Genomic DNA, 13,312 nt, shown 5'->3' with positions numbered 1-13,312 from the left:
TATTGTATAAAAGATTGATTTTATATATTAATTATTTATGTCTAACATGATAAAAATTATTTTAAGCGTTATGCTATGTGGGTCTATGATCAATAAGATTTTTATGTAAATGATGCAAGGTTTTCTGATTGTGCTGTTGTTGCTTGTATCTTGTCATGCAAATGCGGAAGATTATGATTTTTTTGCTGAGATAAATGATGATACTAACGAAAAGTTTGATTCAGCTTATCCACAACAAATGAAAACAGATTATTCAATTTTGCATAATCTGTTTTTTCAGGATGAGCGCTGGCGAGTGTATAACTATACCGCATATGAAACCAATCGATTCAATGAAAAAATGCTGACAGGGGATACCACCAATTTTGCCTTAGATGATTTTTCAATTTCCCTCGGCTACGGCATCGCGTATCAACTCAATCCTCGTCATCGTATTGGTTATGAATATCTATCCAGTTTTCCCTATGATCGTGGGCAATGGATTCGATTCTTTTGGCTGGGTATTTTCTAAGTCATTTTTTGATATAGGCCTGCTCTGACTTGACCTGCTTTGGTTTCTTTGATTTTTTGCCATGAGGCTGGAAGTTTTAGCTGTGCTAAGTCGCGGTCAGCTTCAACATAAATATAAGCTTTTTCTACAATCATGGGATCAGCCAGTTCAGCCAGTTCTTGCCAGAGATCAAGACTATACGGGGGATCGAGAAAGACCACATCAAATGATGAAGCGCTTAATTTTTTTAAAGCCTGTTGTGCTGTCGATACGATTAATTGACAGTTTTGCGCTTTTAACAATTGAATGTTGTCTTTTAAAAAGCCTGCTTGAGTGGTATTTGGTTCGATCATGATCACCTTTGTAGCACCGCGTGACAGGGCTTCAAAAGCAAGCGCACCAGATCCAGTACATAAATCTAAGACCTGCGTATTTTGAATATCCCACATCAGCCAGTTGAATAACGTTTCACGCACCCGATCAGGCGTAGGGCGTAAACCATCTATGCTGGCAAATGGCAAGGTACGGCGCTTCCATTCTCCACCAATAATACGTAACTGATTTTTCATTATTCAGTTGCTCCATCATTTGATTGAACAGCAGGTGTCGTCACTGGACTATTACCAGTAGATGTCGTGGGTGTGGACGCAGGTGTATTTGGGGTGGCTGCGATTATTCCATTACCACTAGGTAATTCACCCGGTTTAATACCAGCGGTCATGAGACCACCACTGACTTGATGGTTGGCTGGGCGCAATGGATTATTTTTACGTTGTACTAACCAATAATCAAAGATTGGACGAGCAATCTGGGTTGCTGCACCGCCACTGCGACCATTTTCCCAAACCACAGCAATTGCAATTTCTGGATTTTCAGCAGGCGCAAAACCAACGAATAGACCATGATCGCGCTGACGTTCAGAAAGTGCTGCTTCGTTATAGCGTTTGCCTTGTGCAATACTTTTAACTTGGGCCGTACCTGTTTTACCTGCAATTGAATATTGTAGACCACTTTTGATGCCTCGACCTGTACCTGATTGAATGACATCAACCATGGCCTCGCGCATTTTGATCCAGTCATCGAGGGTTCCATTAAATTGAATTTGCCCATCTGGTGCATTGTGGACATCATATTTTTTAGTCCCTTTTGTTTCACGTAATACGTGAGGTGTGACGTGGGCACCTTGATTGGCTGTAATTGCAGTTGCCATTGCCAATTGCAGTGGTGTTGAGGTAAAAGCACCCTGTCCAATACTCACAGAAATCGTTTCACCTTTTAACCATTTGGCATTTCGAGTTCGCATTTTCCATGCAGGACTTGGGTATAACCCTGTACTTTCACTCGGCAAATCAATTCCTGTTTTTTCACCAAAACCGAATTGACGCATCCATTCATTCATTCTTTCAATGCCCATGCGATAAGACAGGACATAAAAATAGGTATCGCATGAAACAATTTGTGCTTTGTGCATATTGACGAGACCATGACCACTCTTTTTATGGTCACGGAAACGGTGACTATCCCCAGGCAATGAGAAATAACCCAGATCGGAAATCGCGGTATTCCAATCCACCAAGCCATAGTGAATACCACCTAAGCCAAACATTGGCTTAATGGTTGATCCCGGGGGGTACACCCCTTGAACTGCACGGTTAAATAGGGGTTGATCTAGGTTGTCACGTAGTTCGCCATAATCTTTGTAACTAATGCCAGTCACGAATAGATTCGGGTTAAAACTTGGGCTTGAAACCAGCGCTAGGATTTCGCCTGTGCGTGGGTCCATTGCAACAATTGCACCGCGACGCCCTGCCAGTTGCTCTGATGCAATGCTTTGTAAGCCATAGTCTAGGGATAAATATAAATCATTGCCGCGAGTAGGGTCTTTACGCCCCAAATTACGAAGTACGTTGCCGTGAGCATCGGCTTCAACAGACTCATAACCGGGGATGCCATGTAACAAGTTTTCGTAGCTGTTTTCTACCCCGATTTTACCAATGAGGTTAGTACCAGCATATAAATCTTTATCAATGCTTTTTAGCTCTTTGTCGTTGATACGCCCTACATAGCCGATCACATGGGCAAACAACTCACCAAATGGATAATAACGCGTCATTTGCGTTTCAATTTTCACACCGGGAAATGCATATTTGACTTCACTGAATTTGGCAATATCTGCTTCAGTGAGATTAAGTTTTATGGTAATTCGTTCAGTCTTGCGCGCTGTTTTTACGCGGCTTTTAAAGCGTTCAACATCTTCTTCTGTGAGATTTAAGAGTGGAACTAGGCGCTCAATGGTATCGTCAATATCATTGACATCAGCACGACTGAGCGTTGCTGTAAATACAGGATAATTATCTGCCAACAAGATACCATTACGGTCATAGATATAACCGCGAGCAGGTGGCAGTGGTTGTAGACGAATTCTGTTCTTGTCTGAGGCCGTTGTAAAATCATCGTAATGAACAATCTGCAAATATGCATAACGACAGACCAATAGAAGTAAAAACGTCGTAACAACAAACATTGCAAACAAAATTCGACCCTTATAAATGCGCTTTTCTTGTTGCATGTTTTTTAAAAGAAAGTGCTGTTTCATAAGGTGTCGACTTAATTATACGATTGAGGAGTAGATTGACTGAACATTTTAACGTAAGTTGCATGATCTTACTGTAGAATTTTCAACACTTCACGCAAATGATGATGCGACAGTTTTTGACTTTGCAGACATTAAAATTGTACGGTCTTGTATATTAGATGCAAAATAATTCTGTTAAAGTCACAAACTGCTTGAAATGGAAAGACCAATATACACTCTTAGGGAAAATGGAGAAAATAATGAGAAAAATTTATCTTTTACTCGCGGTTTTAGCATCGAATGGTTTCGCACATGCTGGTGAAAATGCATTTCTTCCCGAAGCAAAATTGACAGGGGCAAATGTTTCAACTTGGAATGTTGGGGCTGGTTTTACCAAAAAATTATTACATGCCAATCTTGAATGGGTAAATCCTTATGGTATTGCCTATGCCAAAGCGGGTGTTTTCTTAAATGATGACAATCCAGCAGGGGGGCAAGTTGGATTTCGCTATCCATATCATCTCACTGGCACAGATAAAAATGGTTATTACGTTGGTGCTTATGCAGGCCATATAGAAAGTAAACAGATTAATGGTGAAGAAAAAGCGCGCTTAGGCGCGGGTGTAGATCTTGCGTTCGTATGGTTAAATTCAGAACGCATCAGCACCTTTAGTGTGGGAATCGGAGCGGGTGAGAAACTCAAAAACGACCGTGGGGATGTGATTGAGAAAACTGAACCAACGTTGCAATTTTCATATTCGTTAAGTTTTGGTTTATAGGGGTGAGCACACTGTTCATTTTATATAAGTCATAATGTATCAATAATTCTGAGAGTCATACATGTTTGATTACGTCAATGAATTGTGGCAGATTTTTTTAGCACGTCCAGATTTTTGGGCAGTCCTCAGTATTATACCTGTAACTGCTTTTGTGACTTGGGCACATGTGTGGATGGCTTTAAAAATGGTGTTTTACCCGATTAATTTTTGGGGATTTCACTTAGGGCCATTGCCTGTGGGATGGCAAGGAATCGTGCCACGTAAAGCGGGGCGTATTTCAGGCATTATTACTGATAATACACTGTCTAAACTGGGGTCATTGCGCGAGTTTTTAGAAGCAATGGATCCTGAAGACATGGCGATGATCATTGGTGAGCAAGTTGGTTTTGAGCTTGAGCACCTCATTGATGAAGTCATGATTGATCGTAATGCAGTACTATGGGAAAACTTACCTTATTCCATTAAACGCCGTATTTATGCACAAGCACATAAGCAGTTACCCAATACCCTGAGAGAACTTGTCACTGAGTTAACGTTGAATGTTGAGTCATTGGTTGATATGCGTGAAATGGTGGTCAGCCAAATGGAAGGCGATCGTCGTTTAATGGTGCGTATGTTCCTCAAGGTTGGTCAAAAAGAAATTAACTTTATTTGGCATATTAGTGCACTCATCGGGATGTTCTTCGGTGTTTTCCAGATGATTGTATGGTTCGTCGTGCCTTGGCATTGGACCGTTCCGTTCTGGGCCGCGATTTGGGGCTTCTTGACCAACTGGATCGCGATTTGGATGGTGTTCAATCCAATTCAACCTCATCCAGTTCGTTATCCGCAGTTTTTTCGTTTAACCAAAGACCGTAAATTCCCTTGGGTCGTACCAGTTCTGAAGATCGGTACTTATAATGTTCAAGGTGCATTTATGAAGCGTCAGGAAGAGGTTTCTGATGTATTTGCGAGTGTCGTGACAGAAGACCTCATTACCTTGAAGTCGATTATGACCGAGATGATGTACGGGACTAAGAAAGATAAAACACGCCGTATCGTTAAACGTCATATCAATGAAATCATGGAAACACCATTGGTCCGCACATCGTTGCAGTTATCTTTAGGTCCTAGGGAGTATGCTAGACTAAAGACCGACTTGATTGATCGTTCGATTGAAATTACCATGGGTCCAGTATGTGATCCAGCCTTGAATGCAAGTCGTGCGCAGAAAATCTTTCATATGTTTAGAGAGCGGATTCGTGAACTAACACCGAAAGAGTTCCAGAACTTATTACGCCCTGCATTCCAAGAAGATGAATGGATTTTAATTGTACTGGGTGGTGTAACTGGTTTCTTGGCTGGTTTAATTCACTTATTTGTTGCTTTCTTATAATTAATTTGATGTTGGTTGAGTGATAACTCTGTATGATATTGCTCAATTTAAAATTTATTGTTTTTAGATGAGGATGTTCTTTATGCGCATTATTTTACTCGGACCACCTGGGGCAGGCAAAGGTACCCAAGCTCAGTTGATCTGTAAGCGCTACAATATCCCACAAATTTCAACCGGTGATATGCTCCGTGCTGCAATTCGTGAAGGTACTGAACTTGGCTTAAAAGCGAAAAGTGTGATGGAGTCAGGTGGCTTAGTATCGGACGAGCTGATTATTGGCTTGGTTAAAGAACGTATTGCTCAGCCTGACTGTGAAAATGGTTGTATTTTTGACGGTTTCCCACGTACCATTCCACAAGCTGAAGCATTAGAATCAGCGGGTATCAGTATTGATCATGTGATTGAAATTGATGTACCAGATGAAGAAATTGTTCAACGTCTTTCAGGTCGTCGTCAGCACCCAGCTTCTGGTCGTGTGTATCACATTGTCTACAATCCACCGAAAGTGGAAGGTAAAGATGATGAAACAGGTGAAGAACTTGTACAGCGTCCTGATGATCAAGAAGCGACCATTCGTAAGCGTCTAACGTCTTATCATACGGAAACTGAGCAATTGGTTGGTTTCTATCAAGGCCGCGCTGCTTCTGGTGAAAATGCACCTACGTACAATAAGCTAGATGGTTTACGTGCGATCGAAAATGTACAAACAGATTTATTTGCAATCCTAGATAAATAATCTGAATTGCTGATTGGAAAAGAGCTCTGAATATAGGGCTCTTTTTATTTTGGAGAAAACAATGCTAAAAATTGTCCTGATTATCGTTGTTATTTTAAGTTTTGCATTACTGTTATTTTTATTGTATCAAAGTCAAAAAATGCTTCGTCATGTACAAGCACAACAGGCTTTGGAAAATAAGCAAAATGGCAAAGCACGTCAGCTACATCCTGAATTGAAAAAGAATAAAGATGTTCAGGATTAATTGAGCGTTTTGGTTGAGATTGCTTTGGCTGCGCCAAACTCAAAACGATCAGGCCAATTGCATACATCAGAAACGATGCATTCATTACACTTGGGTTTGCGCGCAATGCAGCAATAACGGCCATGTAAAATGAGCCAATGATGAGCATCTAAAATAAATTCTTTAGGAATGACTTTAACTAAGCGATGTTCAACTTCTAAAACATTTTTTCCAACAGCCAAACCTGTGCGATTACCCACACGGAAAATATGTGTATCTACCGCCATTGCAGGTTGTCCAAAAGCTGTATTTAACACCACATTCGCTGTTTTTCGACCTACACCGGGCAACGCTTCAAGCGCCTGACGTGTTTCAGGGACTTGTCCTCGATGTTGTTCCAACAAAATACGGCAGGTTTTGATGACATTTTCGGCTTTGGAATTATAAAGTCCGATGGTTTTAATATAGCTTTTTAAGCCCTCTACACCAAGATCCAGAATGGCCTGTGCTGTATTCGCAACTGGATATAACTTATCTGTGGCTTTATTGACACTGACATCGGTGGCTTGTGCTGAGAGCATCACCGCAATCAATAGCTCAAAGGGTGAAGAATAATTGAGTTCTGTTTCAGGATGTGGTCGCTGTTCGCGCAAACGCTCAAAAAAGGTTTGAATTTGCTTTTTGGTCATGTTTTTAACGGGCATTTAGACATCCTGCAATTCATTTAAACGTTGTTGTAAAGCAACGAATTGAGCTTGTTTTTGTTCATCTGCACGAACACTGAGTTGCTTTTCTAACTTCTTCATTTGAGTGCGAATTTTAGCAAGTTCAATGGTTGTTTTGGCATCAAGCGTAGGGCTTTCTTTCGCTTTATCTGCTAGTGTAATAACAGGTATATTATTGAATGTCTGTGAAAATTGAGCAAAGAACTCAATATCAATTTCAGCACGAACAATAGGTCCTTTACGGCTAAGACGACGTTTTTCTTCACGTTGGATATGTGCATAGTAACGATGTCTAAGGTCATCTTGTTCAATATTACGTTGTTCTGCTGTGAGTATAGGGTCAGGATCTGCAACTAGATCAATACAATCGACAGGACAAGGGGGAATACACAGTTCGCATCCTGTACAGAGGTCAGTCAAAACACTATGCATCAGTTTACCGCTGCCGATGATGGCATCAACTGGACATGCACTGATACATTTAGTACATCCGATACATTCATCTTCGCGAATGATCGCCTTCATTCTTTGCGGTCGGCCATCTGTTTGTATATCCCAAACACTTGGCTCGGCAGTGAGATGAGGGCGTTGTAGTAATATCGCAAGTGCATCGGCAACAGGCTGCCCACCTGGAACGCATTTATTGGCTGCTTCACCTTCCGCAATCGATTTGGCATAAGGCAAACACCCATCACGATGCCCACATAAACCGCACTGTGTCTGTGGTAAAAGTTGGTCAATTTGGACAATAAGAGATCGTTGTGCAGATGGCGACATGGAAAAGGGTGTTGCGTAAAACAGGACAGATAGTATAGCAAATAATAGTTTAGCGCGACGAGTCATCAATGCATTGGATTTTACTTTGTGTAAAGTGATCGTTTCAAAAGTTTGACATTAAAAATATAGACTAACCTGTATGTTTATTATAGAATCGACCAGATTTTAGTAAATATTTTATAAAAAATGTTGAACAACATATTCCAAGCATTAACGCAATTGGGCTTAACTGCACAAAAACGTGCCATTCATATTCAATTTTCTAATTCTGCTTTAGCCAATCAGGTATTTCTGCAACGTATTGAAGGTACACATTGCCTCAATGAGGGGATTACTGCCGAGCTTATATGCTTATCAACGAACGCGACCATTCCATTAAAACAATTCATCGGTAGTCAGGTTGCAATTAATCAAGTCACTGACACAGATACTTTATTTCGCACCACAGGGATTATTACTGAGGCTGTACAAGGGCAAAGTGATGGTTCATTGACCTTGTACAAACTTAAACTACAAGATGCAACTGCACTGTGGCACAAACGTAGAAACAGCCGCGTGTTTATGAATAAAACGGTTGTGGATATAGTGCAAATACTGTTCAAGGAATGGCAGCAGCGTAGTTCACTATTTGCATCTAGTTTAAGCCTTGATATCAGTGGACTGACACAAGATTACGATATCCGTCCATTTGTGATGCAAGCCAATGAAAGCGACTATGACTTTATTACTCGACTGCTCAGAAGTGAAGGGATTAACTGGCTGATTGACGAAGCTCAACTCACCGTTGCAAACAGTAATACTCCAATCCAAGCCCAAAAACTGCGTTTGATTGACGATAACAACCAATACCAAGCTTTAAAGCGAAGAACAATTCGCTATCACCGCAGCAGTGCCACCGAACAATACGACAGCATGACCAGCTTGATTGCCGAACGCAGTCTACAACCGACAGCCGTGCATATCCAACGCTGGCAAGCCGATGCTCTAGAACAAGAAGATGGCGCAGGTAGCGTGCAAAGCAAACATCAGCATAGTCAACAACATGACAATGCCAGCCTAGGACTCGAAGATGCATGGCACTTCACTCCAGCATGGATGCAAGACCTCAATGGCGAAGATGGCGCAACAAAATCAGGCAATAGCCAAATTGAAAAACTCAATCAAAACCTCAGTCACTACCATGATGCCCAAGCCAAACACTTCGTCGCACATAGCACAGTACGCGATACCCAAGTCGGCTATTGGTTTAAACTCAACGAACACCCTGAAATTGACCAACACAGCGGATCAGACCAAGAATTTCTGATCACCGCCAAAAGCTATTACAACCAAAACAACCTACCCAAAGATTTAAACCAACAAATCCAAAGCTTGATCAGCCAAAGCAACTGGCAAAACAGCAGCACCGAAAATAACACAGCAGAACGCCAAGCCAACCAACTGACCCTGCAACGCCGTAACATCAAAACTGTACCCGAATACCAGCCATTACAACACCGTCCAGCGGCCCACCCACAACGTGCCAAAGTGGTCGGACCAGCAGGCGAAGAAATCCATGTCGATGAATGGGGCAGAATCAAAGTTCGATTCCTGTTTACCCGAAACGATGACCATAGCCACGATGGTGGAGCAGGCAGTAATGACAACGACACCGATTCAGCATGGGTGGATGTACTGACCCCTTGGGCAGGCGAAGGCTATGGTGCACGCTTTCTACCGCGTATCGGTGAAATTGTGGTGATCGACTTCTTTGATGGCAACATTGACCGTCCTTATGTCACAGGACGACTACACGAAGCACAACGCAGCCCAACCAAATTCGATGACCACGGACAACTACCTGACACCAAAAAACTGGCAGGGATTAAATCCAAAGAATATCAAGGCACAGGCTATAACCAACTGCGCTTTGACGACACTACTGGACAGATCAGCGCCCAACTACAAAGCAGCCATGCAGCGAGCCAACTCAATCTCGGTAAACTCAGCCACCCCAAAGCAGAAGCAGAAAGTGAAGACCGAGGCGAGGGATTTGAGCTACGTACCGACCAATGGGGAGCAGTCCGAGCAGGAGAAGGCTTACTGATTACTACTCACCAACAAGAACAAGCCGAGGGTGATCATCTCGAAGCGCAAACTGCCAAGCAACAACTAGAAGGCAACCAAAACAACGCTAAAGCCCTGAGTGAGGTGGCAAAGAATCAACAAACTGATGAACTAGAGTCAGTTGAGCAGTTACAGGCTTTTGCAGAGCAGATTCAAGACAAAATTGCTCGCTTCGAACAAGCCATGCTACTGCTGAGTTCTCCGAGTGGTATTGGACTCAGTACTTCAGAAGACATTCACTTATCTGCGGATGGGCAATTGAACCAATTTGCAGGGGATAGCATCAACCTGACCACACAAAAGAACCTAATTGCCCAAGCCAGTCAAAAGATCAGCCTATTTGCAGCACAAGCTGGGATTAAGCAGGTTGCGGCAAAAGGTAAGTTTGAGATACAGGCACAAGGTGATGCTGCTGATTTTATTGCTCGTAAAGAAATACAGGTGATCTCAACTGAAGGGCGTATTGAGATTACTGCCCCAAAGAAAATTATTATTACTGCGGGTGGGTCACAAATTGAAATCAGTAGTGATGGAATTTTCCCAACGATGGGTGGCAAGTTTGAAGTGAAAGCTGGGCAGCATTTGTTTAAGAGTGGGGCGAAAGTTTCAACTAAACTCCCTACGCTACCTGTAGCGAATCAACCCTATGTTCTCCAATATTTAGTTAAAAATAAAGACAATATCCCACTTGCAAATAAGCCTTATTTAATTATAGATCAAGAGGGCAATATGCAAGAAGGAGTGACCAACTCCGAGGGATTGATGAAGCTAAAGACAACAGAAACGGCGCAAAATTTGATTACTTATGTAATGGATGGCGAAGTTGAAGATGCACAAGAAGTGGGCGGGGAAGAAGAATAACAATGGCAACGCATTACTCTCGATTACAACTCAAAGTAAATCCAGCTCTACAATATAAAGACTTTTCCTTTCAATTTTTGGTCGTAAATAGAGAGTTAGGTAAGACCATTTATAAAGATGAGGGAAGTTTTGATGACAAAGGATTTGGCAAATGGTTTCATATCTATCAACCGAATCGAGTGTTGATGTATAAAATTATATATCGTGGCAAAGTAGTAAAAACCATCACGGCAAAAGCGTATCCTGAACCCAATAAATGGAGTCTTTTTGAGCTTAAAACGACCACTGGAACAACTAAGCAAGCCAAAGAACATGTTCAAGAGATTCAAATCAATGACGGAGAGGTAGCTTGGTATTTAGTTAAGCAAAATGAACCTGTGATGACTTGGGCACAGCGGGTATTTAAAAAACCATTGACTGAAAAAGGCTGGGGAATTTTAAAAGCGAACAATCCACATTTGACTAATTTGGTCTCAATGGGGGTCTTGCAGCCTGGGCAAGTGGTGATTATTTCAAATTCAACCACAGCGAAGGAATTACCTGTATATAAAAAACAAGCACAACAAGCGCATGACAATTTGGAGCAAATGAAAAAGGATAAAGATTTTGATCCTGCATATTTTGCTGCAATTTATGATCCATTACAGGACATTAAGGTTCAAAGTGATTTAGTTGGATTGAGCAAAGAATCTATAAACGGTGATTTTTCAGAAATCTTTAAAAAGAATATGGAAAAGGATCCTTTTATTTTTTCTTCAAAAGTAGCTATAGATAGTGCTGTGGGAGTAGTTGGAGAAGCAAATAGAGAGGCAATGAATAGCTATACTGACTTATTGAGAAAAATGGATTATGAAAAGCGCTTAAAAAGTGAGCATTCATATCGACGTAATTTTTATCTCTTTGAACAAAAATATGCTAGTGAGTTTAATAGAATGAACCAAGCAGCAGGTCAACGGTTTTTTTCATGGAATCATGGTATAAATTATAAAAATAATAGAGACTCAATCCGTAGAACTGTTTTTATGCGAACAAAGAACAGCAGTAGTCTCGAAGATTATATTAAGAAAATGGATGAAACTTCAAAAGTAAGTAAAACATTAAAATGGGGGGGACGTTTGATATTTACTGCTGAAGTTGCCCAAAGTGGAATGGCTGTAGCTGATGTGTATAAAACTGGAGATTCTGATGCTACAAGAAAGGAAATATTAGTGCAAACTGGAAAAATTGAGGGTGGATTAGCTGGCGCAGGTTTAGGAGCTGCTGTTGGCGGTATGTTAGTTACAGCAGTTGCAGGAACAGCAGGATTACCTGTTTTAGTTATTGTAGGTGTTGTTGCTGTTGGTTTAACTGTTGGCGTTGGATATTTCGGGGGAGTTGCTGGTGCATCATTAACTGAATATGCTTATGAAAGGTTAACAAAAGAATAATGTTAAATGTTCAAGATATTTTCGTTATATTAATACTCATTTTCTTTATACTTTTCTGTATCTTTCATCAACTGGTATCAAGAGGAATTGTGAAATCTAAAGAGTTGAGAATTAGGTTGTATGGTTTTGATTTATATGAAAAGAAAGGAATGGATATCGCGAATATTCAGGCAGTTATTACTGCTTTAATAATCATATCAGGGCAATCATTTTTAAATAGGAATAAAGCCGAAAAGTTTGGGTTGTTCGATAAAAGAAAACACCCTTTATTTCCTGCCTTGGATTCAAAGAATGCTGAATACATAAATAACCATTATAAAAAAATAATTATTAATATATATTGGTCAACTTTTTTTGGAGTTTTAATGGCTGCATTTTTAGTGATTTTGTTGATGATTTAAGTTAATCAGGGGATAGTTTTTTCACTCAAAAGATGGCTGTTGACGCCTCTTTATCTCTCGTGGAAGGTCGCACATAGGGTTTATAGATTACATGGCGAACTCGCTCTAAAGTATGCAGAAGAACAAGCCAAAGGTTCAGGGCTAGCAAACCCCAAAAACTTCACCCAATTTAAGCAAAAGTATGCCAGCTTGTACAAAGAGATTGATCAAGAAGCAACTAAAAAGTTCTTACGTTGGGATCAGTCCATCAAAACCACCAATATGCGCCGTATGCTGAAGCAATCGGCATTAGTTAGAGACAATAACTTTAAAGGTGGACTCAAAGAATATGCCAAAGAAATGGGAAAAATTGGTAAGTTTGCGACACAACTAAAAATAGCAGGATATGTGTCTATTGCTACGGATGTTGTGAGTTCAAGCGTAAAAGTTTATGAAGCTGCACCCGGGGATAAAGCAAGAACAACGGTTGTTGAGACAGCAAAGCTAGGAACTGGAATTATTGCTGGCACATTTACAGCAGCATTAATTGTTGGTTTGGCTACAGGTGGTACAGGATTAATTGTTATCGGGATTGTAGCTGCATCAGCTGCACTTGCTACAAAAGGTGCATCAGAAATTGCTGGTGTTGGTGCGGGATATATGTATGATAAAGGGCTTTGTTGCACAAAGATTTGAAATGCAAAGCGCCCCTAATTGAGCCAAATTTAAGGCGTAACTTGGGTAAGTGGTCGACCTAATTCCGTAAATCTGTTAAGGACTGCTACACGTGCATGGATCTCATTCACTTGGCTATCAAAACTCCTTGCACTGAGTTTATCTCCTAATAATTTGATGCAA

13 protein-coding genes and 1 pseudogene are annotated in these 13,312 nt (G+C 41.0%); 9 read left to right on the top strand and 5 right to left on the bottom strand.

Annotated elements, in window-relative coordinates; all coding sequences use genetic code 11:
- Positions 1-112 precede the first annotated feature (112 nt).
- Positions 113-511, top strand: a complete 399-nt coding sequence (locus tag MMP72_RS10140) for a hypothetical protein (RefSeq protein WP_241317096.1) — start codon at positions 113-115, stop codon at positions 509-511.
- On the opposite strand, the gene rsmD is transcribed toward MMP72_RS10140, so the two are convergent.
- Positions 508-1,059 (bottom strand): 16S rRNA (guanine(966)-N(2))-methyltransferase RsmD, encoded by a 552-nt coding sequence (gene rsmD, locus MMP72_RS10135; RefSeq protein ID WP_241316935.1) that lies wholly within the window; start codon positions 1,057-1,059, stop codon positions 508-510. The genes MMP72_RS10140 and rsmD overlap by 4 nt on opposite strands.
- Complete coding sequence (mrdA, locus tag MMP72_RS10130; protein ID WP_241316933.1) at positions 1,059-3,086, bottom strand: penicillin-binding protein 2; 2,028 nt, start codon at positions 3,084-3,086, stop codon at positions 1,059-1,061. Before mrdA ends, rsmD begins: the two co-directional genes overlap by 1 nt.
- A gap of 239 nt (positions 3,087-3,325) precedes the next feature.
- On the opposite strand from mrdA, the gene MMP72_RS10125 reads away from it, so the two are divergent.
- The 4 genes from MMP72_RS10125 (at position 3,326) to MMP72_RS10110 (ending at position 6,199) form a co-directional block, all read left to right on the top strand.
- Complete coding sequence (locus MMP72_RS10125) at positions 3,326-3,844, top strand: hypothetical protein (protein WP_241316931.1); 519 nt, start codon at positions 3,326-3,328, stop codon at positions 3,842-3,844.
- A 61-nt stretch (positions 3,845-3,905) separates the two neighbouring features.
- The gene (locus MMP72_RS10120; RefSeq protein ID WP_241316928.1) at positions 3,906-5,219 is read left to right on the top strand and encodes a hypothetical protein; all 1,314 of its coding nucleotides are present in this window, start codon (positions 3,906-3,908) and stop codon (positions 5,217-5,219) included.
- Between the two features lie 82 nt (positions 5,220-5,301).
- Positions 5,302-5,955 (top strand): adenylate kinase, encoded by a 654-nt coding sequence (gene adk, locus MMP72_RS10115; protein ID WP_004670460.1) that lies wholly within the window; start codon positions 5,302-5,304, stop codon positions 5,953-5,955.
- A gap of 61 nt (positions 5,956-6,016) precedes the next feature.
- A complete protein-coding gene (locus MMP72_RS10110) occupies positions 6,017-6,199 on the top strand; it encodes a hypothetical protein (RefSeq protein WP_241316926.1) in 183 nt (60 codons plus the stop codon).
- Here MMP72_RS10110 and nth read toward each other — a convergent pair.
- Positions 6,196-6,882 (bottom strand): endonuclease III, encoded by a 687-nt coding sequence (nth, locus tag MMP72_RS10105; protein ID WP_241316923.1) that lies wholly within the window; start codon positions 6,880-6,882, stop codon positions 6,196-6,198. The genes MMP72_RS10110 and nth overlap by 4 nt on opposite strands.
- A complete protein-coding gene (locus MMP72_RS10100) occupies positions 6,883-7,680 on the bottom strand; it encodes an RnfABCDGE type electron transport complex subunit B (protein ID WP_241316921.1) in 798 nt (265 codons plus the stop codon).
- Positions 7,681-7,866: 186 nt separating this feature from the next.
- Here MMP72_RS10100 and MMP72_RS10095 point away from each other — a divergent pair, with 186 nt between their 5' ends.
- The 4 genes from MMP72_RS10095 (at position 7,867) to MMP72_RS10080 (ending at position 13,150) form a co-directional block, all read left to right on the top strand.
- Positions 7,867-10,647 carry a type VI secretion system Vgr family protein gene (locus tag MMP72_RS10095; RefSeq protein WP_241316920.1) on the top strand — a complete coding sequence of 927 codons (2,781 nt, stop codon included), beginning with the start codon at positions 7,867-7,869 and terminating at the stop codon, positions 10,645-10,647.
- Positions 10,648-10,649: 2 nt separating this feature from the next.
- Positions 10,650-12,074, top strand: a complete 1,425-nt coding sequence (locus MMP72_RS10090; protein WP_241316917.1) for a hypothetical protein — start codon at positions 10,650-10,652, stop codon at positions 12,072-12,074.
- Between the two features lie 89 nt (positions 12,075-12,163).
- Complete coding sequence (locus MMP72_RS10085; RefSeq protein WP_241316914.1) at positions 12,164-12,475, top strand: hypothetical protein; 312 nt, start codon at positions 12,164-12,166, stop codon at positions 12,473-12,475.
- A gap of 39 nt (positions 12,476-12,514) precedes the next feature.
- Positions 12,515-13,150: a hypothetical protein gene (locus tag MMP72_RS10080; RefSeq protein ID WP_241316912.1), complete on the top strand. Its 636-nt coding sequence runs from the start codon at positions 12,515-12,517 to the stop codon at positions 13,148-13,150.
- Between the two features lie 29 nt (positions 13,151-13,179).
- On the opposite strand, the pseudogene MMP72_RS10075 reads toward MMP72_RS10080, so the two are convergent.
- Positions 13,180-13,312: pseudogene (locus MMP72_RS10075) on the bottom strand (IS5/IS1182 family transposase); the annotation flags it as partial.

Source organism: Acinetobacter sp. NIPH 2699 (assembly GCF_022549355.1).
Lineage (GTDB): Bacteria > Pseudomonadota > Gammaproteobacteria > Pseudomonadales > Moraxellaceae > Acinetobacter.
The sequence above is the reverse complement of the archived record's forward strand: the minus strand, read 5'-3'. Positions and strand labels throughout refer to the sequence as shown.